This is a genomic window from Atlantibacter subterraneus (assembly GCF_007570865.1).
In the GTDB taxonomy this organism is placed as follows: Bacteria; Pseudomonadota; Gammaproteobacteria; order Enterobacterales; family Enterobacteriaceae; genus Atlantibacter; species Atlantibacter subterraneus.
This window is the reverse complement of record NZ_VLPS01000008.1, coordinates 131,865-154,518: the sequence shown is the minus strand read 5'-3', so window position 1 is coordinate 154,518 and position 22,654 is coordinate 131,865. Positions and strand designations below refer to the sequence as shown.

Here is a 22,654-nt window from a genome sequence, read left to right as displayed (position 1 = left end):
TCAGTCACCAAGGTATTGAATGGTGATGTGGTAGTGGAACACGTGCTGCTGGATGCTAATCGGTTCGCGTTTGCCTTTGCGCAGCAGGTAGGTGATTTCCGTGACAAGGTTGCCGCTGGCATCACGCAGCTCGCGGCGATCGCCGATATCGCGCAGCGTCCAGCCTTTGGGCAACTGGGTTTGCCAGGCGGCGAGCGGCCAGTGGCTGAGCATCACGTCCGCCAGCACCTGGCTGGCAGGCGGCAGCTGCGGCACCACAATCGACTGCTCGGTATGGATGCCTGCGTTGTCATAGGTTAACAAAAACAGGCGGATGCCCACGGACGACAATCCGGCCAGCGAGAGCTTTTGCTCATCGGCATTCAGCAGCACCAGCAGCGACTGGGTTTGCCCGTTAAAGCTGCCGGTCAATAACTGCTGGGAACTGACCGCCGGGGTGATGCCCGGCGGCGGTAGCGTGACCTGCACCCCAGGCTTCAGCCAGGCTTTCGGGCGCGTTTCCGTGGGCGTGGAGTGGCTGCAACCGGCAAGCCACAGCGCCGCAAGCAACAGGCCCGCGCGCCAGAATATCTGCTTCATCGTTTCTTTCTCTCTTTTCGGTCCGGCATCGCCAGCGGCGATAGCACGAAGGCGGTAAATATGCCGCTGCACAACACAATCCCAAAGCTGGCAATCGCCTGGGTGCTGCTGAACACCAGCATGCCGAGGGTCAACAGCGCGGTGATCATCGCCACGGTGACGGCGAGCAGCGAGGTCAGCGGCGTGCCGCGTGGATTGCTGAAAAACAGCGTGTAGTTAATGCCTATCCCTAATACCAGCACCAACGCCAGCAGGGAAAACAGATTCAGGCTGTGGCCGGTCAATGCCAGCACCGCCAGCCCGGTGGAGAGCGACAGCAGCGACGGTACCAGGCTTATTGCGCCTTTGCGCAGGCCCAGCCGCGCCACCGCGCCGATGGCGATGATCGCCAGCGCCACGCCCAGCAAGCCGCCCAGCAGGGTGCGGTACAGTGCAAACAGGCTATCAAAGCTGGCTTTGCGATCCACCCACACTACGCCGGTGGCCTGTTCCGCCAGCTGATTCAGCGCGTCGCTGGCCTTCACGCCGTTGACCGGCACCAGTACGCCGCTCTGGCCGTTTTTCAGGGTGATCCACATCAGCCGCCAGCCTTCGCTTACCGGGCTGCTCAGCCACTGCTCCGGCGTGACCGGCATCGGGCGGGTATCCGGTTCATTCAGCGTAATGCCCGCCTGGCTCAGTACCTGGCGTACGGTTGGCACGCTCTGTTTAATCAGCGCCACATCCTGCTGTTGGCGGGCGAGGGAGTTGAGCGGGATCTGCCGCCAGCTGTCAATCAGCCCCTGGTCTTTAGCCTGCGCCAGCACAGGCGTAAAGGCTTCCAGGCGCTGTAGCGTCTGCTCGGGATTATCGCCGTACACCACAAACCACTTCTGATCGACGCCCTGGCCGGTTAGCGCGGTGATGGTTTTCTCCTGGGCCAGAATATCGGCGGGCAGCGCCTGGAGTTGGGCGATATCGTCGTTCACTTTCAACAGGCTGAAGCCTGCGACAGAAACGGCGACCAGCGCCACCGGCAGCCCGATGCGCAGCGCGTTGTTGCGCCGCCAGGCCGCCAGCCAGCGCATCAGCCATACCATGCCCGGCACCGGGCGCACCGGCAAACGGCGGCACAGCCACGGATGCCAGAAAATCACCGTCAGGCAGGAGGCACTCAGGCCCGCCGCCGCGAACAGCGCCATCTGGCGGATGCCAGGGAACGGCGCGAGCATCATAATCAGATAGGCCGCCACGGTGGTAAGCAGCGCCAGCAGCAGCGCGTTGCGCACTTTGGCGAGGCTCTGCCACGGCGACATCTCCGCGCCGTGCACCATGCGTTCGGTCAGATAGTAAAGCGTGTAATCTGCCGAGATGCCGATGATGCTCATGCTCATCACCAGGGTCATCAAATGCAGCTCGCCGAACACCAGCAGCACCGACACGCTGCCCGCCAGCGCGCCGACGCCCACCGACAGCAGGCACAGCAGCAGCGGCGTCACCGAGCGGAACACCGCGACGATCAGCAAAATCACCCCCAGCACCGTGGCGACGCCGAGGGTCGAGACATCGTGCTTCGCCTGCTGGCTGGCGTAATCGCTGTAGAACAGCGTGCCACGCGACAGCACCTGCGCCTGTGGGAATTCGCTTTTCAGTTGAGCTTGCAGGGCATTCAGCGTCTCCACCATCTGATGGGTTTGCTGCATATCAAAGGATGACCCGGCCAGCTCGCCGTGCAGCAGATACCAGTAATCACCCTGTGCGTCTTGCGCCACCAGCCAGCCGTTGAGCAGCCGCAGATGGCTGGCGTTTTGCGCCAGATTCATCTGCGCGCCGCGGACCAGCATCAGCGGATCGTGCTGTAGCTCCTTGCCGCTGACCCCGGAAAATGCCGAATAGACCTGGGATAAAATCCACTGCGCCTGAGCGTTACCGCCGTCCTGCAACCGGGCGCGGGTCGCGCTATCGAGGCTGCCGTTGCGGTGGGTAAAGAAAAATTCGCCCCACGCCTGCTGCGCGGCGGCATCCACCGGGCCGCCGACTTTAGCCAGCGCGGGCTGCTGGCGCAACAAATCCAGATAGCGCCGGGCGGCAGCCGGATCGGCCTGTTTGCCGGGGCTGACCATCCACACCAGCTGCTGGTCGAGGCGCTGCATAAAGCCGTCGTTAAGCGCAGGCGGCACCGCGCCCAGGCTCTGGCTCGGCAGCAACGCCAGCACCGAACTGTTGATCCGCGCGCCGGGCAGCAGCGCCGCCAGCGTCGCCGCGAGGAGCAGGCAGACGGCCAGCCAGATCAGCGCGCCGCTGCGCCGCGGCTCAGAATGCAAAACGTTGGCGTTCGTCATCGGTCAGGGTCGCTGGCGTCAGGCGGTGTTGGCTAAAGGTAATATTGGTTTTATCACCCTGTTTGTCGTCTAACTGGATAGCGTCGAGATACGCGCTGCCGTTCAGCGTGATAGCGGCGAAAATTTTATCCAGCGGCGTGGTGATGGGCGTTAACACCAGCTGCCACGCGTTGTTGCCTTTGTCCTGGAAATCGAGCCGGAAATTCTGCTCCAGCACCTTGCGGTCAGCCTGGAACAGGGCGCGCAGCAGGTGGTTGAACTGGAACATCTGCGGGTTGGTTTGCGCCGTAATCACTTGCGGTGCCTGGCCGTTGATCACCTGAACCATCTGGCTGTCGTTGAGCATCAGCGTCATTGGGAACGGCGCGGTTTGCTGCCACAGCAGGCCGTTATCCCGGGCGATGATCATCTCGCCGGAAGAGCGCAGCGGCTGGGGCATATCTTTAATCTGCCGCTCCTGCACGAAGTGCGCGCGCACCACCGGTTGCGAGGTGAAGCGCTGTTGCAGGTCATCCAGCGTGACGGCGTGAACCAGCGGGCTGAGTAATAACAGGACAAGGGTCAGCGCTCTCATGGCGTCACTCCCATACGTTCGAAAAGAATGGCTGGGCTCACGAAGCAGAGTTCGCGGGTGGCTTCTTCCACCGCTACCTGGATGGTGTAACCGGTGGTGGTGCGTTTGCCGGTGGCGGCGTCGAAAATTTCATAGCCGATGCGCAGCCGGTTCTCATACTCCTCGATGCGCGCCCGTACCCGGATGCGCTGCTCAAAGGTCAGCACATCGCGGTATTTCACCCGGGTATCGACCACCGGCCACAGATAGCCGGATTCCTTCATCTGGCGGTAGCCGTAATCAAACTGATTCAGCAGCGCCTCGCGGGCCACTTCGAAATAGCGGAAATAGTTGCCGTGCCACGCCACGCCCATCATATCGACATCGTGAAACGGGATAGCCAGCTCAACTTCGGCGGTAAAACGCGGATCGTTCAGCACCTGTTACTCCTTATCTTGCTGGCGCGCCGCGTCGGGCAACTGCCAGAAATCGAAAAAATTAAACCAGTCGAGCGGCGAGCGCAGGGCGTAGTGCTCCAGGCGCGCGGCATAGCGATCCACCGTCTCCTGCAACGCCTGCTGGCGGGTGGCGCGCGGCAGCGTCAACGGGTTGGCAAACGGTTCGCAGTGCAGCACCAGACGCCCCTGCTCACGCAGCGCGAACAGCACCACCACCGGGCAGCGCAGCGCCGAGGCCAGGATAAACGGCCCCTGCGGGAACGGCGCGGGGCGGCCCATAAAGCGGCTCCAGATCACCCGCCAGTCGCCGCCACGCTGCGGATTGACCGCGATGCGATCGCCGACTATCGCCACCCATTCACCGGCATCGAGCTTTTGTTTCAGCAGCATGGCGGTGTCGGGGCCGATATGGCTCACCGGGATTAAGTTAACGCCCGCCTGGGGTGCCATCTCTTCCATAATCTGCTTAAAGCGCCGGGCGTTATCGGTAAACACCAGCGCGTTAACGGTGCGCGCGCCGCTGCGCTGGGCCAGCGCCCGGCAGGCTTCCACATCGCCAAGATGCGAGGCGAGGATCAGCTTGCCGTCCGGCCCGGTAATATCCAGCGCTGCTTCCGCGCCCGGCGCAAACACCACCTGCTTGCCGAGCTGCAACTCGCCGCGCCAGCCGGCGACTTTATCGAGCATCGCGCTGCCGAAGCGCAAAAAGTGGCGATAGCTGCTCAGGCGCTGATCATCGCGGATCTGCCGCGCGGCCCGCTGTTGCGTCACCGAGTCGATCCACTGCTGCGAGGCGCGGCGCGCGTCGTGGGCCAGCAGCCAGTAAACGCCCACCACCGGGCGCAGCAGCAGTTCAAACGCGCCGCGTCCCAGCAGCCGCCAGACGGTGAGCATGATGCGCATGCCCAGCAGGCCCTTCACCTCTTCGGTGCGGGCCCAGTGCTGGCGGCGCTTGCGTATCAGCAGGCCCGGCGCGCGCGGCAGCATGCCGAAAAATAGCCGGGTGTGCATCCAGGAGATGCGCAGGTTGTCGCGCAGGGCGTCGAAATGCGACAGCCCGTCCTGCGGATAGGTGACGCGGGTCGGGATGAAATAGCTCGGATGGCCGCGCCAGTAGAGGCGCACCATCACTTCGGTATCAAAATCCATGCGCCTGCCGAGGGCGATATGCTGCGCCAGCGCCAGCGTCGGCGCGACCGGGTAGACGCGAAACCCGCACATACTGTCTTTCAGGCTCAGGGACAGGGTTTCGATCCACACCCACACATGGGTAACCCAGCGGCCATACAGGCGCGAGCGCGGGATGGAATCGTCGTAAATCGGCTGGCCGGAGATCAGCGCCTCGGGGTGGCGTTCAGCCTCAGCGAGAAACTGCGGGATGTCTTCAATGGCGTGCTGCCCGTCGGCGTCCACCTGAACCGCATGGCTGTACCCGGCGTCGCGAGCCACTTCCAGCCCGCGGATCACCGCCGCGCCCTTACCGGCGTTTTGCGCCAGCCGCACCAGCATCAGCGCCGGGAAATCGGCCTGCAATTGAGCCAGCGCCTGCTGAGTGGCGGCATCGCTGCCGTCGTCCACCACAATGCACGGCAAACCGAACGGCGCGAGGCGCGTCAGCACCTGTGCCATCATCGCACCGTGGTTGTAGCAGGGGATCACCACGCAGGGCGAGAACGCGTCGCTTACTGGCATAACCGGATTTTCCCGCTGCTGGCAGGCAGACGCTGTTCACCGCACAGGCGCTGATAGCTAAAGGAGAGCGTGTGGCGCTCCGGCTGCCAGTCGAGGGTTAAACACACCTCGTTTTCCGGCAGCAGCGGAGCCTGAAATTTCACGTTGATGATTTTATGGAACCGGGCCTCCGGGACCAGCAGTTCCCGGGCGTAATGCATTACCCAGTCGAGCTGGGCCACCCCCGGCAGCAGCGGCTGCACGGCGAAATGGCCTTTAAACCAGAACAGCGCCGGATCGAGGCGCAAGTGAAGCTCCCAGCGATGGGGAGCCAGCCGCGTGCGGGCGATTTCATGCGGGGTCATGGAAAAACTCCTGCAGTTGCGCATAGACGCGTTTATTCATGCTGTTAACCGGGATCGTGTCGATCACCCGCCAGTAGCGCGGGATCGCCACCGGCTCCAGCCAGGGAATTAGCGCTTTGCGCCAGGCCAGCTCCAGCTGTTTGCCTGCGGCGGCGCTGAGACGGGCGCGGGTAGCGTCATCCACCACCACCAGCACGCCGATGCCCTGGCGACCGTTACGGGTGATGGGCAGGGCGGCGGCCTCAACGATGCCGTCCAGCGCCAGCAGCCGTTGTTCCACTTCGCACAGCGAAATACGTTTTTCTTCGATTTTCACTACCCGGCCCCGGCGGCCATGAAGGCGAAACAGGCCGTTGTCTTCAAAGGCCAGATTATCGTCCAGCAGCAGTCCGGCGGGATCGGGGATCAGCGGGGAGAATGCCCGCCAGGCGTCGTTTTCCTGCTCGAAGCGCATCCCGGTGAAGGGCAGCCAGGGCGTATCGTCATCGGAGCGATAGCGCCAGGCGAGAATGCCGGTTTCGGTGCTGCCGTAAATTTCATCCGGCGTGACGTTGGCCCATGCTTGCGTTTGCACTACATCGCCCCAGGGCAGCATGCCGCCCGCGGAGACAATCAGGGCAATCGGCGGTGGCGTCAGGGTGTGATCGAGCCGCTTTAAAAACGCCGGGCTGCTGATAAAGCCGTAGCGGTGGGTGGCGGGCAGCGCCACCAGCTGTTCGGCGTAATAGGTCATGGCGGCGTGCAGCGGCAAACCGAGAGACATCGGCAGGAAGATGCGGAACGTCAGCCCGTAAAGATGCTGCGGCACCACCGAGGCGACAATCCGGCAGCCCGCCAGCCGTTCAGCGAAGCGTTCCGCCAGCAGCGCGGCTTCGCGGTCAAGCGACGCGATGGGCTTGATCACCCGGCGCGGTGTACCGGTGGATCCAGAGGTGAAGATCTCGACGTAACTCTCGGGATCGATCGTCGGCAGGTCGATCGCCCCGGACGAACGCTTCGCCGAGGCCACCACCACCATCGGGCCATTCCAGCCGAGGGTGCGGTCGCTCAGGACGCCGTTAAACAGTTCACGCTGCTCGTCCAGCAGCGACAGGCGGCTGTGGCCGGGGATCACCGGCGTTTTGCCCGCGTGCAGCGCGCCGAGCAGCGCCACGATAAACAGATAGCTGTCTTCAAAGCACAGCGCCCAGCGTGCCCCGGTCTGCGCCCGCAGATGGTGGGTGAGCGTTGCCACGTCGTGGCGCATCTGGCCCAGCGTCCAGGTGTGGTCGCCCAGCCAGGCGACGGGCGTGTCGTCGGGGCGCTGCGTGCTCAGCCACTGCCCCAGAGGTAAGGTGCTTATCATGATACGTCCCGCTGGATCACGCGTTGGCGCACCAGCCATTCCCCCGCCATCAAAGCGCCCATCAACAGATAGGCGATCATGCCGTTCCACAGGGTCCAGAGATCGGTGTCGCCGTACCCGCAGGTAAAGGCCGCGACACTGCCGTTAACAATAAAAAAGCCGCACCAGACCTGCGTCACGCGCCGGGTATAGCGCACGCCCGCAGGGGGCAGGTCGGGTTCTTTCAGGCGGGCGATGCGCTCCACCAGCGGCATGCTGCTCCACAGCGACGCGCCGAACATCCCCAGCAGCAGCGTGTTCACCACCACCGGATACCACAGCAGCAGGTGATGGCTGCGCAGTACCAGACTCGCCACGCACAGCACCACGCCGGTCAGGGCCACGCCTTTGGCAATCAGCCGCAGCGGGCCGCCGCGCAGCCGCGCCTGGCGCAGGCGAATCAACAGCAGCAGCACCATCACCGGCAGCAGCCAGGCGAGGGCGTGATGCGTGATGCCGAACCAGATAATGAACGGCCAGGCGACCATCACCAGGGCGATGGCCGGCTGCGTCAGACGCCGCGCGACCGTAAGGGCAGCGTGCAGCATCGGTTACGCGTCGTTCAGCAGACGCTCAACCGCGTCCACCACGTCCTGAACGGTACGCACCGATTTGAACGTTTCCGGTTTGATTTTTTTGCCGGTTTTCTTTTGCAGATGCACCACCATGTCCACGGCGTCGATGCTGTCGAGTTCCAGATCCTCGTACAGACGCGCCTCGGGGGAGATGTCCTCGGCGGGAATTTCGAAAAGCTGGGTCAGAAGTGCGGAGACTTCCTGGTAAATCGCGTGTTTATCAACCATATCGTGCTCGTCTTCAGGCGCGTTGAGAATCAATGAAAGCAGCCAGCGTGGCGACGGAATAGAAATGCTGGCGCATCTCTTCGCTTTCGGCGGAAAGCACCACGCCATACTGGGTCTTCACGGCCAGCCCTAATTCCAGCGCGTCGATGGAGTCCAGGCCCAGACCGTCGCCAAACAGCGGCGCATCGGCGTCAATATCATCGGCGGACAGTTCGTCGAGGTTCAGGGTAGTGATAATCAGATTTTTGATTTCAGAGTAGAGCGCTTGCATCGTTGTTTCCTGGGCCAGGCGTCAGGCCTGGTGTTAATTGGTGCAAAAGGTGTCGATTAAGTTTGCGAGCCGCCAGCGCGGGCTCTTGATCCAACGTCGGATCGTAAAAGTGTTGGGTATGAATACGCTCGCGCACCACCACCTCGAACAGCGGCTTGCGGGGCGGAACGTCATACCAGCGGCTGTGCTTGTCCAGCAGGTGTTCGCTGCAAAGGATATGCACTACCCGTAAGTCGCTGTGGCAGCGCACCGCGATATTGGCCGCGCCGCGCTGGAGCGTCAGCGGCTGGCCGGGCACGCTGCGGGTGCCTTCCGGGAAAATCAGCACGGTTTCGCCCCGGGCGAGCCGTTCACGGCAGGCGGGCAGCAGCGCATCCGCCTGGTCGTTAACCAGGTAATCCGCCGCCCGTACCACGCCGCCGAGAAACGGGTTTTTCAGCAGCGCGTTCTTCACCAGACAGTCGGTTTCCGGCATCACCGAGGCGATCAGCACGTAGTCGATCAGTGTCGGGTGATTGGCCACCACCAGGCAGCCGCGCTCGTTATCCAGCACCGATTTGCCTTCGATGCGGTAATCCAGCACGCCTACCGCTCGCGCCGCGCGCAGGAAGAAGCGGAAGCTGGCCGCGATGCTGCGGCGCGCAAGGCGGCGGCGCGTGTCCGGATTGCGTTGCACCAGCAGCAGAAGATTGAACCAGACCACGGAGAGCAGCAGCCCGCCGAGGCCGAACAGCGCAAAGCAAACGCCGGTCATCACCAGGCGCCACAGCCAGTTCATCTGCGCCAGAATGCGAGTCATGATTTGCTCCACCGCCAGTCCGCGCGTTCGCCGTCCACGCTGAACGCTGCGTCGTCTTTCAGCCAGCCGCGCAGGAACTGTAATCCCTGCGGCAGCGGCGCTTCACGGCGCAGATCGTGGGGGTGGGTTTCGCAGCGCAGTTGGTTACCCGCTTCCAGCACCAGTGCCAGCGACCACGCCCAGGTGGGCATGTTGGCGGGCAGGTGAGGGTGGTAAAACGCGGGCAGCAGACCGTCGAAATCCACCATCAGCACCCGCTGATAGCCCGCCTGGAACAGCGTCAGCGCTTCAATCAATCCTTGCTGGAAGGTGTCCTGGCCCGCGGAGAGCGAGGACGACGTCAGCGGCTGCTTCGCGGTAATGGTCAGATTGCCTACCGACGAGTTATGCACTGACATGGCGAAGTCGGTGGGGGAGATGGGCTGCGCGGCGGCGATGGCGTCCAGAATGCGCAGATTGCGCTCCAGCTCGCCGTGACGGCTGGTAAACAGCACCGCATCCGGCGCGTGGCGGCGCAGCATCGCCAGACCGCTGTCCACCGCCAGGCGGCTGCCTGAGTTAAGACGGCGGCTGGTCATCATCGGCAATTCGCTGGGTTTGGCATACGGGGACGCCGGATCGATTTCCCGATCCTGTTGCGCCCAGGCGCGCCAGTCTGCGGCATCGCTGAGCCCCGGCGCTCTGGCTTGCCAGTCAATGATGTTGAGTGAAAATTTCATCTACACGCTTTCCGCGCTTTTTGTTTCTGTTTATGCAGCTACGCCGCCCGTTACGCTTTTTTGCGACACACTAACAGCGTGTGCCCAACGCCCAGATCGTCGAGCCGTTGTTCAATTTCAAACCCTGCCTGCTCCACCAGTTTGATAAACGTGGCGGCGCTATAAAAACGACTGTTGCCATTCGCCATCGTGGTGAAATAGAGCGATGACGCGTTCAGGCTGAATGCGGCGGCTTCAAATTTTTGCGCATCCCAGAACAGCTCCATGATGCAAACGCGGGCACCGGGCTTCATGACGCTGGCGATATTCCCCAGCAGGACCATGATTTGTTGTGCCGAGAAGCAGTCGAGGAACTGGCTCATCCACCAGACGTCGGCCTCATTGGGCAGCGGCGCGTCGCTGAGCATATCCACCGGATGGAAATCGATACGATCGCTCAGACCGTTGGCCGCAATATTTTCCTGCGCCAGCGCAATTTGCTGCGGCAAATCCAGAATAGTGACGTTTACCGCCGGATTATAACGGCAGCAGCGAATGGCCCATTTGCCGGTATTTCCGCCCACGTCGTACAGTTTTTCTGGTGCCAGCTCAAAGACATGCGGCAGTGCCGCGTTAAAAGCCGCGTCAGAATAATAGTGATCGAAGGCGAACCAACTGCTGCGCGCCGGTTCGGGTAATTGCGACAGCGCTGGATAGATTGTCGGCCAGTCGCCAAAAACTTTTAGCCCTTCCGGCTTTCCGTTGCGCAATGCATCCTGGAGAAAAAACAGCCCTTGATAACAAACATCGCGGGTGAAATCCATATTCACGCGGGTCATCGGGTCGTGAAGTAAGAAATGTCCGACCTTAGCGATGCGATAATGTTCGTTTTCCTGGGTGACAATACGGCCACTCAAACCCATATCCAGCAGTACGCTAACCGCATATTTATCGAGAGTACAATTTTCTTCGATGTTTTCTAATGTGGCTCCCGCTTTTCCCTGTTTATCGAGAAAACCGAGAATGCCGCTGTCGCGTAATATCACCGCCGTTTGAAATAACATCGGCGCAAACGCGATGCGTTGCGCTTCGGTAATAGCATCCAGCGCGGAGAGTGTATCCCGATCGTAGTGATGACGCACGGTGCGTTCCTTAACCAGAGGTAAACAAAAAAACCGGCCTTACCAGGCCGGTTGTTAATTCATTGAAATTACAGGTTCGCGCCAGCGGACAGATTGATCTGAATATCCTGGTTCAGGTTATTAACCCAACGGTTGTAATTCTTGTGAATTTTACCGTCAGCGGCTTTCAGGTTCAGGCTGCTGTCATAAATAATAGAGTAACTATTAGCAGAGTAAGGAATACGCACTTCAGCAACGTGATCGCGCGCCTGCAGACGGCCTTTGATCACGCCAGCGCCCGCATCGGTCATCACCCACTTGCGCTGTACGCCCGCTTTCAGGATCGCGGTACGCACTTGTTCAGCGGTGTGTTTGCCAGCAACGGTGGCGTTAACTTGCTGGACCGGTGCAGTATTTGCGCAACCTGCCAGAGCCCCTGCGAAAGCGATAGCGGTTAAAAGCTTAACGATTTTCTTCATACGATCTCCATAGACGTTTCATCAATACAACCCAATTACCCACTGCGACAAATTGCAATGAGCAAAAATGATTTGCTGGCTCACAAATACCAGTCAGTGAAACTGTGTAATGGACGGCGAAAACAGATGCGTTAGCTTTTATAGGTCATTAAAAATAATGATTTTTTCATCCGTGTAGGTTTTCGCTGTTCCTTCTGCTAATACATGCTGATTAACCTGAAGAGGTGTGATGGTAAATTATCAAAAAACATGACGCAATATTTTGTCTGGCATAAGGTCATTCTTAAGTGAAATAACCGTAAGTTTGTTAAGCTTAAGTAATAATATTCATAAAAATTCTCAGCTTAATTTTGTGTTGTCTGGTATTTACCAATAAACAAAACCTGTTTTGCAGAATAAGATCGCAGTAAATTTCCATCAGGGCGAATTTTTGTTCCGGCAAAAAATAACGCGCCAGATTTATTTCCTGACGCGTTATTGTTCAGCTACCAATACAGGTAGGTGACGCTACCCGGGAAGCCGGCTTTTGGGTCGGCCTGGTCCCAGCAGGACCGCGACTTTACTGCCGCCCACCGTGGTTTCCATCCAGATTTTACACACGCTGGTTAACGGCACCGACAGCAGCATCCCTACCGGCCCCAGCAGCCATCCCCAGAACAGCAATGACAGGAACACCACCAGCGTCGACATCCCCAGGCGGTGGCCCATCATGCGCGGCTCCACCATGTTGCCCAGCACCATGTGCACCACCAGGAACAGCGCGCCGACCAGCATAAATTCGTAGAAGCCGTTGAACAGCAGCGCCTGAATCATTGGCGGGATCGCCGATATCACCGAGCCGATATTGGGTATGTAGTTGAGCAAAAAGCCCAGTACCCCCCACATCAGAGCAAACTGGATGCCCATTAACTGAAGACCCAGCCAGATAATCACCCCGGTCCACAGGCTGATTAACGTTTTCAACGCCAGATAATGGCTGACCCCTTTTAACGCGCGGTGCAGACCGGCGATATGAATTTGCGGATTAGACAGGGCGAAACGCAGTTTGTACGGCACGTGGCGCACTTCAAACAGCATAAACACCACCGTCATCACCAGCAGCACAATGCTGGCCATCGCCCCGGAAAGCTGGGTCATCAGCGCCGTGGCGAAAGTCATGACTTTTTCGGAGTCCATGCGCTTCAGCATGCGCTCAGGGGAGACATGCAGGTTCAGGAACGGAAAGATTTCCTGCAAATCAAGTAATTTACGTGTGAGCTCCTTATTGTACTTGGGCAACAGCGCGATAAATTCGTTGAGCGATGCCGCCAGCACACCGAACAGCAGCGTCAGGCCAATCAGCATCACCACCACCACAATGGTAATCGCCATGGTGCGATTAAATCCCCGGCGCAAAAACCAGGTGACTAAGGGGTTAAGAACAATGGCGAAAAATAGCGCCAGTAACATCGGTACTAAAATATCGGCGGCGGCGTGAATGCCGGCCAGGATGATCACCAGCGCTGCCAGTTTTTGCAGCATATGCAGACCTACTTTATCGGGCTGCGGAGAGGTTATTTGGGGGTTCATTCTTGCCATCTGCGTGGAATATCCTTAATTCGCCTGGCGCAGGGGATCTGCAATTAATGGGGCGACGGATAAAGTGTAGTGCGTGGCGCATAAGGTGATGGAGCAGATCGCTCCGAAAGTGGTGGGAGTGAAGCGCGGCGCTATCAAGGTTATACTGAACCCTCGTTTTACAATTCTGGTGATTGTCATGCCCGAAGCCGCTGAACCGGCAATAAGTGGATTGCGTTTAAATCTGCGCATCGTTTCTGTCGCTATCTTTAATTTTGCCAGCTACCTCACTATCGGCCTGCCGCTGGCCGTTCTTCCCGGCTATGTTCATGATGTCATGGGATTTAGCGCCTTCTGGGCCGGGCTGGTGATCAGCCTCCAGTATTTCGCTACCTTGTTGAGCCGTCCTTATGCCGGACGCTACGCCGACCTGTTTGGGCCGAAGAAAATTGTTATTTTTGGGCTTTGCGGCTGTTTTCTTAGCGGTCTGGGCTATTTTGTGGCGGGGCTGAATACCGACACTGCGCTGCTCAGCCTTGTCCTGTTGTGCGCCGGGCGGCTTATTTTGGGGATTGGGCAAAGTTTCGCCGGGACCGGATCGACGCTGTGGGGCGTGGGCGTCGTGGGTTCGCTGCATATTGGCCGGGTAATTTCCTGGAACGGAATCGTCACTTACGGCGCGATGGCGATTGGCGCGCCGCTTGGGGTGTGGATTTTCCATCTTGGCGGGATGCAGCTGTTGGCCGGTGTGATTATGGCCATCGCGCTGGTTGCCATCCTGTGTGCGCTGCCGCGCAAGCCGGTTACCGCCAGCAAGGGCAAGCCGCTGCCGTTCCGGGCGGTGCTGGGCAAAGTCTGGCTGTACGGCATGGCGCTGGCGCTGGGGTCGGCGGGTTTCGGGGTGATCGCCACCTTTATCACGCTGTTTTACGACGCAAAGGGCTGGGATGACGCGGCCTTCGCCTTGACCCTGTTCAGCGCCGCTTTTGTCGGCACCCGTTTGCTGTTCCCCAACGGCATCAACCGGTTTGGCGGTTTAAACGTGGCGCTGGTCTGTTTTGCTGTGGAGATCGTCGGCCTGCTGCTGGTGGGCATGGCGTTCAGCCCGTGGATGGCGAAAATGGGCACCTTCCTGACCGGCGCAGGCTTTTCGCTGGTGTTCCCGGCGCTGGGCGTGGTGGCGGTGAAAGCCGTTCCGGCGCAAAACCAGGGCAGCGCACTGGCGACGTATACGGTGTTTATGGATATGTCTCTCGGCATCACCGGCCCGCTGGCGGGCTTGCTGATGGCCTGGGCGGGGGTATCGAGTATTTATCTGGCGACGGCGGGGCTGGTGGCGCTGGCGGCAGGGTTGACGCTGAAGCTGCGGGCGTCATCCCGCCACTCAGGCGCTGGCGCGAACCTTTAAGATCACCGGTAACAGGGTTTCGCTGGCGGTTGACTGGGCAAGCAGCTTTTCAACTGCCGTCCTGGCCAGGGCCTCTTTATCCACCGCCAGCGTGGTTAACGCTGGCGTAATATGCGCCGCTAAGTCAATGTCATCAAATCCGGCGATAGCCAGATCGCCGGGGACGTTTATCCCCCGATTCTGGCAATAATTGATCGCCACCATGGCTGCTGCATCGTTGTAACAGAATAGCGCATCCGGCGGTTCAGGAAGCGCCATCAGCTCATCCAGTGCATACTCCAGCGAGGTGGTTAAATCGCTTAATGCCGGAGCCGTGGCCTCATATTGCGGCGATAACAGGATCCCGGCGTCGAACAGCGCCTGTCGATAACCCCGCTCCCGCTGATAGATACTGTAATGCGCCATGCTGCTGGCAAGAAAGGCGATCCGCCGGTGCCCTTGCTCAATCAGATAGCGGGTCACCATTCTGCTTCCCTGATAATTATCGGGATTGACGCAGGTGAGTCCGGGAATAGCATGGTCTACCAGTACCATCGGCAACGGCATTTTACGCAGCACGCCAATGATTTCCGGCTCGATAAAACCGACGCACAGCAGGGCATCCGGAGCATGTTTGGCAATCTGCTGGGCTACATTGTCCGTCGGCCCCAGCGCCAGAAAACTTAACGCAATGTTGTGTTCCCGGCAGGCGTTTTCTACCGCCAGCAGAACCGGGGAATAAAAATTCATTGCCCGGCTGGTGTTGTGTTGACGGTGCAGCACAAAGAGAATTTTTTTGATTTTTTCTTCATGCAGCCGGGAAAAGTCATACCCCATTTCCTGTGCGGCTGCGATGATGCGCTGGCGGGTTTCTTCACCCAGCCCGGGCCGAAAATTCAATGCACGCGATACCGCGCCAACGGATACGCCTGCTCGTTGCGCAATATCCCTGACTCTGACTGCCTTCGACATAACTTCATCTGTCCTTTGGTTAACCCATCGCGCGTGCGCCTAACCAGGCGGCCCCGCGTACGCCGCTGCTATCGCCATGTTTCGCTGCCACAATCGGTGTTGAGCAGGCGGTGTTGAAAACGTATTTTGCGACATCCCGATCCAGCCCGTCAAAAATCGCCGGGATCCGCGACAGGCCGCCGCCGACCACAATGACATCCGGATCGTAGATGTTGATGACCGCCGCCAGCGCGCGCCAGCTGATTTTTATACAGGCTGAACAGCGCAGCCGCATCGGCTTCGCCGCATTCCAGACGTTGAAAAAATTCTTTTGCATCCAGAGTAAGGGCGTGGCGCTGATGGTACTGCCGCGCCAGGCCGGTGCCAGAGATAAAAGACTCGGTGCAGTTCCATTGCCCGCAGTAGCACTTAACCGCCGGGCCATCCTGTTCAGGCGCGTAATGGGGCAGAGGATTGTGCCCCCATTCACCTGCGTTGCGGTTACGGCCCGGCCACAGCGTTTTATACATCGACAGGCCGCCGCCGCAGCCGGTACCGAGGATCGCGCCAAAGACGATATCGGCCTGTGCCGCCGCGCCATCTGTGGCTTCGGAAAGCGTAAAGCAATTCGCGTCGTTATCCCAGGCAACCGGACGCTGTAAGGCATGTTCCAGATCGCGAATTAACGGTTGTTGATTCAGTACCACAATATTGGAGTTTTTGATTACCCGCGTGTCAGCGTCTTCCGTGCCCGGTAAACAGAGCCCGATGCTGACCGGCTGGTTAAATCCCTCGGTGACATGGCGAATAAAATCCACCAGAGAGTGCAAAAACGCAGGGTAGTCCGTTTTTACCGTAGCGATACGCTGCGTGCTAAGCGCTTCCCCCTCACGATTGAGTATTACCGCTTCCGTTTTGGTTCCGCCGATATCCAGCCCAAGATTTAACATGCCGTTTTTCCCGTAAATTGTTTACTAAACAAAACAATGTTAATCGGATTTTTTGCCGCTTAAATCTTATCAAAATCTGAATTGATTGCTTATTTAATCGGTCTCACATAATTGAATTAAGTGAAATCAATCATGTTTACTAAACAAAATAACCGGGAATAGTATCTGTTGAAGATACTTAGCGTAACCAGGGAAAAATATGAGCCTCGACAGTTTTGATTATGAACAAACGGTGATGGGGATCATCGTCAATGCAGGGATGTGCCGTAGCTGCGCGATGCAGGCTATCCAACAGGCAAAAAATGGCCAGCAGCAAGAGGCGTCACAGCTTATGGCGCAAGCGAATGACGCGCTGCGCCTGGCTCATGAAGTACAAACTCAGCTGATTGGCATGGATGAAGGCGTCGGAAAAGTCCCGGTGCATTTGATTATGGTGCATGCGCAGGATCACCTGATGAACGCCATGCTGCTTAAAGAGCTGGCAGCGGAGTTTATTGATATTTACCGTCAGCTAGCCGTGCGGGAGGCGTAATGGACATGCAGCCTCGTTTTTTAGCGTTTCCGCAGGGTTTTTGGTGGGGCAGCGCCTGGTCAGCTGAACAGGCGGAAGGGCGCGGTAATACCGGTAAAGGCCGTACCCAGTGGGATATGTCGTGGGATCGCGACCCGCACCGCTTTTATCACGGCGTGAATACGGACATCACCACCGACTTCTTTCACCGCTATCGCGACGACATCCAGCTGATGAAACAAACTGGCCATAATTCGTTTCGCCTGTCTATTTCCTGGGCGCGGCTGTTCCCTCAGGGCGACGGCGAGATCAGCCCGGCTGCGGTGGCGTTCTACCGGGATATGCTGCAAGAGATGAACGCCAACGGCATTAAGCCGTTTGCCAACCTTTACCATTTCGATATGCCGGAAGCGATGATGCTAAAAGGCGGCTGGGAAAACCGTGAAGTGGTGGCAGCCTATGTCAATTTCTGTGACGCCTGCTTCCGGGAATTTGGTGATTTGGTTTTCCACTGGTTTACTTTCAACGAACCGTTAGGGCCGGTGCTTGGCGGCTATATGGAAGATTTCCATTACCCGAATGTGATTGATTTTAAACGCGGGGTACAGGTGGGTTTTCATACCCTGCTGGCCAGTGCTCTGGCGATTAAAGCCTTCAAAACGCATCAGTTGCCCGGCAAAATTGGCATTATCCTTAACCTTAGCCCTACCTATCCGCGTAGCGAACACCCGGCTGATGTTCAGGCCGCGAAATATGCCGATCTGTTCTACAACCGCAGCTTTCTCGATCCCGCTGTGAAAGGCACGTTCCCGCCCGAGCTGGTGGATACCCTTCGTCGGCACGATCTGATGCCGCAATACACTGAACAGGATTTGCAGGATATCCGCGACAACCGGGTACAAATCCTCGGCCTGAACTATTACGAACCGCGCCGCGTGAAAGCCCGCGCCAGCGCGGTAAATCCAGATGCCCCGTTTATGCCGGACTGGTATTTCGACAGCTACGTGATGCCGGGCCGGAAATTCAATCCGCATCGCGGATGGGAAATCTACGAAAAAGGCATTTACGACCTGTGCGTCGATATTCGCGATAACTACGGCAATATCGAAGCTTTTATCTCCGAAAGCGGCATGGGCGTAGCGAACGAAGAGCGTTTTATTCGTGAGGGCCAGGTGCAGGACGTTTACCGCATCGGTTTTATTCAAAACCATCTGGCGTATCTGCATCAGGCGATCCAGGAGGGCTGCAACATCAAGGGCTATCACCTGTGGACGTTTATCGACTGCTGGTCCTGGATAAACGCCTATAAAAACCGCTACGGCCTGGTCAGCCTCGACCTGGTGACCCAGCAGCGGACGGTGAAAAAAAGCGGCGAGTTTTATAAAGCGCTAAGCGACGAAAACGGTTTTTATTTCAACGGATTGTACGTTGATTTTTAAAGCAGGATGCAATGATGAAAATTCTTGATCAAGCGGTCATGGTGGCGCAGCGTATTGGCGGCCAGGTCCATTTACGCTCTTTGCGGGACGCTTTCGCCACGTTGATGCCGTTCTTTGTGCTGGCCGGTCTGATGGTGCTGATTAATAACACCCTTATCAAACCGGACGGCATTCTCTCCGGGTTTATCAGCAACGATTCGCTGCTTCACTGGCAGCAGGTGGGCAACGCCATCGTTAATGGCTCACTGAATTTTATCTCGGTGTTAATCGCCGGGGCGATTGCCTATCACCTTTGCCAGAATAAAGGCTATGGCGACCCTATCGCGCCGGTGCTGCTTTCTATCGCCTGTGTGGTGATTTTTATGCCGGAGAGCGTGCAGTTAACCGATGTCGTCAGCCAACAACGCGTCACGGTGACCGGCGGCATCTCTTTTGCCTCTACCGGCTCGGCAGGGATGTTTGTCGGTATCCTCACCGGCCTGATGGTGACTTCGCTGTTTATCCGCCTGGCGAATGCACCAAAATTGCAGGTTAACATTAGCGGTGGGGCAATCCCGCCTGCGGTGATGCGTTCGTTTAACACCCTGATCCCAATCATGCTGACGATGGTGTTCTTTGCGCTGCTCTCTTTCGCGGTACAACGCCTCAGCGGGATGGACGTCAACACGCTGATCGCCACGTTAATCCAGCAGCCGCTGAAATCCGTGACCACCAGCCTGCCGGGCTTTCTGCTGATCACCACCGTTGCCAATCTGTTTTTCTCTGTGGGGATCCATCAGGGCGTGATCTCCGGCGCGCTGCTCGACCCGTTCCTGCTTAACAATATGCAGGAAAACACGCTGGCCTTCGCGCAGCACCAGGATATCCCCAATATTATCTGCATGGCGTTTAAAGATACTTTTGGCGTGATGGGTGGCTCTGGCAACACCATCGCCTTGCTGATCGCAATTTATCTGTTCAGCCGCAAATCGGATTACCGGGATATCGCCAAACTCGCTACCGCGCCGTGTCTGTTCAACATCAGCGAACCGATTATTTTTGGCCTGCCGATTGTCTTTAATCCGGCGCTGATCGTTCCGTTTGTCCTCGCGCCGGTGTTTAGTCTGACAACCGCTTATTACGCCACCGCATGGGGGCTGATAAATCACGTTACCGTGCAAATCCCCTGGACGACGCCACCGATTATCTCCGGCTTCCTGGCGACCGGCGGCGACTGGCGCGCAGCGGTGCTTCAGGTGCTGATTATTACGATTACCGTGTTTATCTATCTGCCATTTCTGAAGTTTGCCGAACGCGTCGCGATGGCGCAGGCAACATCATCCTGAGGGAAAAATTATGATTAACATTATGCTTGTCTGTAACGCCGGTATGTCTACCAGCATGCTGATGAATAAGATGATTGAGGCGGCAAAACAGCAGGGTATCGAGGCTGCAATCTGGGCTATCCCGGATGCGAAACTCAACGAAGAGTGGAAAAAGGCGGATGTGATCCTGCTCGGGCCGCAGGTAAGCTATTTACAGGCCCGCGTTGATACCATTACCGGCGGCAGCGTCCCGGTTAAACCAATCCCGATGCTGGATTATGGCCGGATGAATGGGCCGGGCGTGCTGGCAATGGCGATGGAAATGAAAAAGTAGGTGACTGAATACCGTCAGAGCAAACCGGGAGCATAAATGGAATCATTTTATTCGCAGACAGCGCAGTGTCATGTGCGCTGGCATGATTTTCCGGGCGAGGGCACGCCGATAGTGTTTATTCACGGGCTGGGATGCGCGTCCTCTTATGACTATCCGCGCGTGGCATCTGACCCGACACTTGTTGAACATCGAACCATCCTTGTCGATCTTCCCGGCAGTGGCTACAGCGAGAAGCCTGACGAGTATGATTATTCAACGACGTCACAGGCGCGAGTTGTTATTGAACTACTGCGACATTTGCAATTGCCATCCTGCTGGCTCTACGGGCACAGCATGGGTGGCAGTATTGCGATTGAGGTCGTCAGTAATGCTCCCGAACTGATTTGCGGGTTGATGGTATCTGAACCGAATTTCCATTCGGGTGGCGGGGAGTTTAGCCTGGCGATTGCGTCTAACTCGCTCCCGGAATTTGAGCAAAACGTCTGGCCAGGATTTTTAAAGGATGTCAGCACACCGTGGGCGGGATGCCTGTTAAGCCATACGCCTATGGGCATTTGGCGATCGGCGAAAAGTCTTATCGAAGGCGTTAACCCTTCGTGGTATCAGCGCTTTCAGGCCATCGCAAAACCGAAGTTGCTTATCTTTGGTGAACACTCGTTGCCTGATAATGACTTTACGACGTTAGCTGCACAGGGCATCTGTACGGCTGTTATACCCAACGCGGCGCATTCAATAGCATGGCAAAACCCTCCTGCGCTGGCTGCTGCTATCCATCACTTCATCAAATAAAAAAGCCTGCCGGTTTCACCGGCAGGCTTTTTCACGAAAGCGAATCGCCTTACTTCACTTCCAGGGTATTAATAATGTTTTCAGCGGTTGCCTGTGCCTGCTGCTGGTTATCCGCCGGCAGGGTGATTTGCAGGGTCAGCAGTTTGTTATCCACTTTGCCCAGCACCACGGAAGAGTACGCGGTCTGGCCTTTGGCGGAAATAATGCTGTCCAGCTGCTGCAGAGTGTGGCCTTTAACCTCGATGGATTTATTGGTCACGACCTGCAATTGTGGGTCGCGGCTGCGCTGCTGATCTTCCAGGCGCTTCGCCAGAACGTCAAGCCCTTCGGTGGTATCGTCGCCGACAATCACAATCACCGCTTTCTGGCCGGTGGCGTCAGAGTAAACGTGCATATTGTTGGCCTGGGTACCCAGCTTCCCGCTCTGATCCGTCATATCCGCCGGTAGCGAAAAACTCAGTTTGCCGTCCAGCAGCGTCACCTGCTGCGCCGCTGCGTTGCTTTCGGCTGCGGCACCTTCCGCCGGCTTGCTGCTGTCATTGTTGTCACAGGCCGCCAGCCCCATCACCAGCAGGCCAATCCCGACATATTTAACCAGATTGCGCATTGAATTCTTCCTTTACGATAACGGTCAAGTGACCTTGTAGCGCATCTTATCACAAGAATTCCTGGCGACCGTCAACCCGGCTGGAAGCGCGCGAAATCAGATTTATCTGCCAGTTTTTTCAACAGCATATTCAGCAGTACGCCGTACATCGGCAGGAAGAACACGATGCTGATAAGCACTTTGAAGCAGTAATCCACCAGCGCGATTTCCACCCAGTGTTCGGCCATAAAGGCGTCCGGGCTGCGCCAGAAGGCGATAAAGAAGAATGCGAGGGTGTCGCTGACGTTACCGAAAATGGTTGATGCGGTGGGTGCCAGCCACCAGCGGCGGTTTTTACGCAGTCGGTTAAACACATGCACATCAAGAATTTGGCCCAGCGCATAAGCCATAAAGCTTGCGGTGGCGATACGCGCTACGAACAGGTTGAAGTGGGTTAATGCTTCAAAACCCTGCCAGCTTCCCATATAAAACAGCGAGGAGATGCCATAGGAAATCACCAGCGCCGGGATCATTACCGCAAAGATAATGCGTCGCGCTAACGGTGCGCCAAAAATCCGCACGGTCAGGTCGGTAGCCAGGAAGATAAAGGGAAAGCTGAACGCACCCCAGGTGGTGTGAAAACCGAAAATGGTGATCGGCAACTGCACCAGATAGTTACTGGACGTGATGACCAGCAAATGAAACAGCGATAGCCAGATAAGCGCATTGCGGCGCTGGCGTAATGTAAACGTCGTCATATTGTGACCTTTTTGTCGGATGGGGTGAGGGAACCCAGAATCAAAACCGCCGCATCATACTGCTTCAGCACAGCTTTGCAATGGTTAATTTTAACGCAATCGTTAACCTCGCTTGCACCGACTCAATCGCAGGGTAAACTAATGCCGTTTTTACATTTCCCCGAGATAACCATGACCGACCTTTTTAACCATCCCGACCATACCCTGGATGCCCAGGGACTACGCTGCCCGGAACCGGTGATGATGGTGCGCAAAACCGTGCGCGGTATGCAGACCGGCGAAACGCTGTTAGTCATTGCCGACGACCCTGCCACCACCCGCGACATTCCAGGTTTTTGCCGTTTTATGGAGCACGATCTGATCGCTTCGCAGACGGAAGCACTGCCTTATCGCTATTTACTCCGCAAAAAACACTGATTACTCGGGCGCAGAGGAATAAGACTCTGCCCTGAACTCCCGGTACATTCTCTTTAAACCTTCGTTTCATTATTTACCGCTTTTGTGAGGCGCTTCACCGCGTCTTTTTCCGGCTTCAGCTAGTTTATAAACTGAAAATCAAAACAGTGTTTTACTCTCTTACCTACCG

General features: G+C 57.5%; 25 protein-coding genes and 1 pseudogene. 7 read left to right on the top strand and 19 right to left on the bottom strand.

From position 1 onward, the window contains the following. The 15 genes from FND52_RS15585 to FND52_RS15515 form a co-directional block, all read right to left on the bottom strand. Positions 1-579, bottom strand: a complete 579-nt coding sequence (locus FND52_RS15585) for a DUF3261 domain-containing protein (RefSeq protein WP_144131729.1) — start codon at positions 577-579, stop codon at positions 1-3. Beyond that, complete coding sequence (locus FND52_RS15580; protein WP_144131727.1) at positions 576-2,900, bottom strand: MMPL family transporter; 2,325 nt, start codon at positions 2,898-2,900, stop codon at positions 576-578. Before FND52_RS15580 ends, FND52_RS15585 begins: the two co-directional genes overlap by 4 nt. Beyond that, entirely contained in the window at positions 2,872-3,474 is a 603-nt protein-coding gene (locus FND52_RS15575; RefSeq protein ID WP_125292647.1) for an outer membrane lipoprotein carrier protein LolA, read from the bottom strand. The genes FND52_RS15580 and FND52_RS15575 overlap by 29 nt, the downstream gene beginning before the upstream one ends. After that, positions 3,471-3,893, bottom strand: coding sequence for an acyl-CoA thioesterase (locus tag FND52_RS15570; protein ID WP_125292646.1), 423 nt, complete (start codon positions 3,891-3,893; stop codon positions 3,471-3,473). Before FND52_RS15570 ends, FND52_RS15575 begins: the two co-directional genes overlap by 4 nt. A gap of 3 nt (positions 3,894-3,896) precedes the next feature. Then, positions 3,897-5,603 carry a glycosyltransferase family 2 protein gene (locus tag FND52_RS15565; protein WP_144131725.1) on the bottom strand — a complete coding sequence of 569 codons (1,707 nt, stop codon included), beginning with the start codon at positions 5,601-5,603 and terminating at the stop codon, positions 3,897-3,899. Continuing rightward, complete coding sequence (locus tag FND52_RS15560) at positions 5,594-5,947, bottom strand: ApeI family dehydratase (RefSeq protein ID WP_125292644.1); 354 nt, start codon at positions 5,945-5,947, stop codon at positions 5,594-5,596. The genes FND52_RS15565 and FND52_RS15560 overlap by 10 nt, the downstream gene beginning before the upstream one ends. Further along, a complete protein-coding gene (locus FND52_RS15555; RefSeq protein WP_144131723.1) occupies positions 5,934-7,292 on the bottom strand; it encodes a class I adenylate-forming enzyme family protein in 1,359 nt (452 codons plus the stop codon). The genes FND52_RS15560 and FND52_RS15555 overlap by 14 nt, the downstream gene beginning before the upstream one ends. After that, positions 7,289-7,879: a COG4648 family protein gene (locus FND52_RS15550; RefSeq protein ID WP_144131721.1), complete on the bottom strand. Its 591-nt coding sequence runs from the start codon at positions 7,877-7,879 to the stop codon at positions 7,289-7,291. The genes FND52_RS15555 and FND52_RS15550 overlap by 4 nt, the downstream gene beginning before the upstream one ends. 3 nt (positions 7,880-7,882) lie before the next feature. Further along, positions 7,883-8,134 carry an acyl carrier protein gene (locus FND52_RS15545; RefSeq protein ID WP_144131719.1) on the bottom strand — a complete coding sequence of 84 codons (252 nt, stop codon included), beginning with the start codon at positions 8,132-8,134 and terminating at the stop codon, positions 7,883-7,885. Between the two features lie 13 nt (positions 8,135-8,147). Further along, positions 8,148-8,405 (bottom strand): phosphopantetheine-binding protein, encoded by a 258-nt coding sequence (locus FND52_RS15540; protein WP_125292640.1) that lies wholly within the window; start codon positions 8,403-8,405, stop codon positions 8,148-8,150. Next, positions 8,386-9,222: a lysophospholipid acyltransferase family protein gene (locus tag FND52_RS15535; protein WP_396349802.1), complete on the bottom strand. Its 837-nt coding sequence runs from the start codon at positions 9,220-9,222 to the stop codon at positions 8,386-8,388. Before FND52_RS15535 ends, FND52_RS15540 begins: the two co-directional genes overlap by 20 nt. Then, positions 9,201-9,923 (bottom strand): beta-ketoacyl synthase chain length factor, encoded by a 723-nt coding sequence (locus FND52_RS15530; protein WP_125292638.1) that lies wholly within the window; start codon positions 9,921-9,923, stop codon positions 9,201-9,203. Before FND52_RS15530 ends, FND52_RS15535 begins: the two co-directional genes overlap by 22 nt. 50 nt (positions 9,924-9,973) lie before the next feature. Next, entirely contained in the window at positions 9,974-11,044 is a 1,071-nt protein-coding gene (locus FND52_RS15525; protein WP_125292637.1) for a methyltransferase, read from the bottom strand. Between the two features lie 68 nt (positions 11,045-11,112). Next, positions 11,113-11,502: a lipoprotein gene (locus FND52_RS15520; RefSeq protein WP_125292636.1), complete on the bottom strand. Its 390-nt coding sequence runs from the start codon at positions 11,500-11,502 to the stop codon at positions 11,113-11,115. Positions 11,503-12,009: 507 nt separating this feature from the next. After that, a complete protein-coding gene (locus FND52_RS15515; protein WP_125292937.1) occupies positions 12,010-13,059 on the bottom strand; it encodes an AI-2E family transporter in 1,050 nt (349 codons plus the stop codon). Between the two features lie 199 nt (positions 13,060-13,258). Between FND52_RS15515 and FND52_RS15510 the strand changes: the two genes are divergently transcribed. Then, positions 13,259-14,467: an MFS transporter gene (locus FND52_RS15510; protein WP_144132038.1), complete on the top strand. Its 1,209-nt coding sequence runs from the start codon at positions 13,259-13,261 to the stop codon at positions 14,465-14,467. Here the strand turns inward: FND52_RS15510 and FND52_RS15505 are convergent. Further along, positions 14,444-15,418, bottom strand: a complete 975-nt coding sequence (locus tag FND52_RS15505; protein ID WP_144131715.1) for a LacI family DNA-binding transcriptional regulator — start codon at positions 15,416-15,418, stop codon at positions 14,444-14,446. The two genes, FND52_RS15510 and FND52_RS15505, sit on opposite strands and share 24 nt — an antisense overlap. Before the next feature lie 19 nt (positions 15,419-15,437). Next, positions 15,438-16,347, bottom strand: a pseudogene (locus tag FND52_RS15500) (ROK family protein). 199 nt (positions 16,348-16,546) lie between these two features. Here FND52_RS15500 and FND52_RS15495 point away from each other — a divergent pair. The 5 genes from FND52_RS15495 to FND52_RS15475 are packed head-to-tail and all read left to right on the top strand — an operon-like array spanning position 16,547 to position 20,724. After that, the gene (locus FND52_RS15495) at positions 16,547-16,879 is read left to right on the top strand and encodes a PTS lactose/cellobiose transporter subunit IIA (protein WP_125292633.1); all 333 of its coding nucleotides are present in this window, start codon (positions 16,547-16,549) and stop codon (positions 16,877-16,879) included. Next, complete coding sequence (locus FND52_RS15490) at positions 16,879-18,297, top strand: glycoside hydrolase family 1 protein (protein ID WP_425277910.1); 1,419 nt, start codon at positions 16,879-16,881, stop codon at positions 18,295-18,297. The genes FND52_RS15495 and FND52_RS15490 overlap by 1 nt, the downstream gene beginning before the upstream one ends. 14 nt (positions 18,298-18,311) lie before the next feature. Then, the gene (locus FND52_RS15485) at positions 18,312-19,622 is read left to right on the top strand and encodes a PTS sugar transporter subunit IIC (RefSeq protein WP_244290578.1); all 1,311 of its coding nucleotides are present in this window, start codon (positions 18,312-18,314) and stop codon (positions 19,620-19,622) included. Positions 19,623-19,632: 10 nt separating this feature from the next. Continuing rightward, a complete protein-coding gene (locus tag FND52_RS15480) occupies positions 19,633-19,935 on the top strand; it encodes a PTS sugar transporter subunit IIB (RefSeq protein WP_125292631.1) in 303 nt (100 codons plus the stop codon). 36 nt (positions 19,936-19,971) lie between these two features. Continuing rightward, complete coding sequence (locus tag FND52_RS15475) at positions 19,972-20,724, top strand: alpha/beta fold hydrolase (RefSeq protein ID WP_144131713.1); 753 nt, start codon at positions 19,972-19,974, stop codon at positions 20,722-20,724. 49 nt (positions 20,725-20,773) lie between these two features. Here the strand turns inward: FND52_RS15475 and FND52_RS15470 are convergent, their stop codons facing one another. Both FND52_RS15470 and FND52_RS15465 read right to left on the bottom strand, forming a co-directional pair. After that, positions 20,774-21,331, bottom strand: a complete 558-nt coding sequence (locus tag FND52_RS15470) for a DcrB family lipoprotein (RefSeq protein WP_125292629.1) — start codon at positions 21,329-21,331, stop codon at positions 20,774-20,776. Between the two features lie 71 nt (positions 21,332-21,402). Continuing rightward, entirely contained in the window at positions 21,403-22,068 is a 666-nt protein-coding gene (locus FND52_RS15465; protein WP_125292628.1) for a 7-cyano-7-deazaguanine/7-aminomethyl-7-deazaguanine transporter, read from the bottom strand. 171 nt (positions 22,069-22,239) lie between these two features. Here FND52_RS15465 and tusA point away from each other — a divergent pair, with 171 nt between their 5' ends. Beyond that, complete coding sequence (tusA, locus tag FND52_RS15460) at positions 22,240-22,485, top strand: sulfurtransferase TusA (RefSeq protein WP_125292627.1); 246 nt, start codon at positions 22,240-22,242, stop codon at positions 22,483-22,485. The last annotated feature ends 169 nt before the right edge of the window (positions 22,486-22,654 follow it).

Bases quoted from the DNA above. Each gene is read 5' to 3' on its own strand.
- FND52_RS15585 (WP_144131729.1), bottom strand. From the start codon at position 579: ATGAAGCAGATATTCTGGCGCGCGGGCCTGTTGCTTGCGGCGCTGTGG.
- FND52_RS15580 (WP_144131727.1), bottom strand. From the start codon at position 2,900: ATGACGAACGCCAACGTTTTGCATTCTGAGCCGCGGCGCAGCGGCGCG.
- FND52_RS15575 (WP_125292647.1), bottom strand. From the start codon at position 3,474: ATGAGAGCGCTGACCCTTGTCCTGTTATTACTCAGCCCGCTGGTTCAC.
- FND52_RS15565 (WP_144131725.1), bottom strand. From the start codon at position 5,603: ATGCCAGTAAGCGACGCGTTCTCGCCCTGCGTGGTGATCCCCTGCTAC.
- FND52_RS15560 (WP_125292644.1), bottom strand. From the start codon at position 5,947: ATGACCCCGCATGAAATCGCCCGCACGCGGCTGGCTCCCCATCGCTGG.
- FND52_RS15555 (WP_144131723.1), bottom strand. From the start codon at position 7,292: ATGATAAGCACCTTACCTCTGGGGCAGTGGCTGAGCACGCAGCGCCCC.
- FND52_RS15550 (WP_144131721.1), bottom strand. From the start codon at position 7,879: ATGCTGCACGCTGCCCTTACGGTCGCGCGGCGTCTGACGCAGCCGGCC.
- FND52_RS15545 (WP_144131719.1), bottom strand. From the start codon at position 8,134: ATGGTTGATAAACACGCGATTTACCAGGAAGTCTCCGCACTTCTGACC.
- FND52_RS15540 (WP_125292640.1), bottom strand. From the start codon at position 8,405: ATGCAAGCGCTCTACTCTGAAATCAAAAATCTGATTATCACTACCCTG.
- FND52_RS15530 (WP_125292638.1), bottom strand. From the start codon at position 9,923: ATGAAATTTTCACTCAACATCATTGACTGGCAAGCCAGAGCGCCGGGG.
- FND52_RS15520 (WP_125292636.1), bottom strand. From the start codon at position 11,502: ATGAAGAAAATCGTTAAGCTTTTAACCGCTATCGCTTTCGCAGGGGCT.
- FND52_RS15510 (WP_144132038.1), top strand. From the start codon at position 13,259: ATGCCCGAAGCCGCTGAACCGGCAATAAGTGGATTGCGTTTAAATCTG.
- FND52_RS15505 (WP_144131715.1), bottom strand. From the start codon at position 15,418: ATGTCGAAGGCAGTCAGAGTCAGGGATATTGCGCAACGAGCAGGCGTA.
- FND52_RS15495 (WP_125292633.1), top strand. From the start codon at position 16,547: ATGAGCCTCGACAGTTTTGATTATGAACAAACGGTGATGGGGATCATC.
- FND52_RS15490 (WP_425277910.1), top strand. From the start codon at position 16,879: ATGGACATGCAGCCTCGTTTTTTAGCGTTTCCGCAGGGTTTTTGGTGG.
- FND52_RS15485 (WP_244290578.1), top strand. From the start codon at position 18,312: ATGAAAATTCTTGATCAAGCGGTCATGGTGGCGCAGCGTATTGGCGGC.
- FND52_RS15480 (WP_125292631.1), top strand. From the start codon at position 19,633: ATGATTAACATTATGCTTGTCTGTAACGCCGGTATGTCTACCAGCATG.
- FND52_RS15475 (WP_144131713.1), top strand. From the start codon at position 19,972: ATGGAATCATTTTATTCGCAGACAGCGCAGTGTCATGTGCGCTGGCAT.
- FND52_RS15470 (WP_125292629.1), bottom strand. From the start codon at position 21,331: ATGCGCAATCTGGTTAAATATGTCGGGATTGGCCTGCTGGTGATGGGG.
- FND52_RS15465 (WP_125292628.1), bottom strand. From the start codon at position 22,068: ATGACGACGTTTACATTACGCCAGCGCCGCAATGCGCTTATCTGGCTA.
- tusA (WP_125292627.1), top strand. From the start codon at position 22,240: ATGACCGACCTTTTTAACCATCCCGACCATACCCTGGATGCCCAGGGA.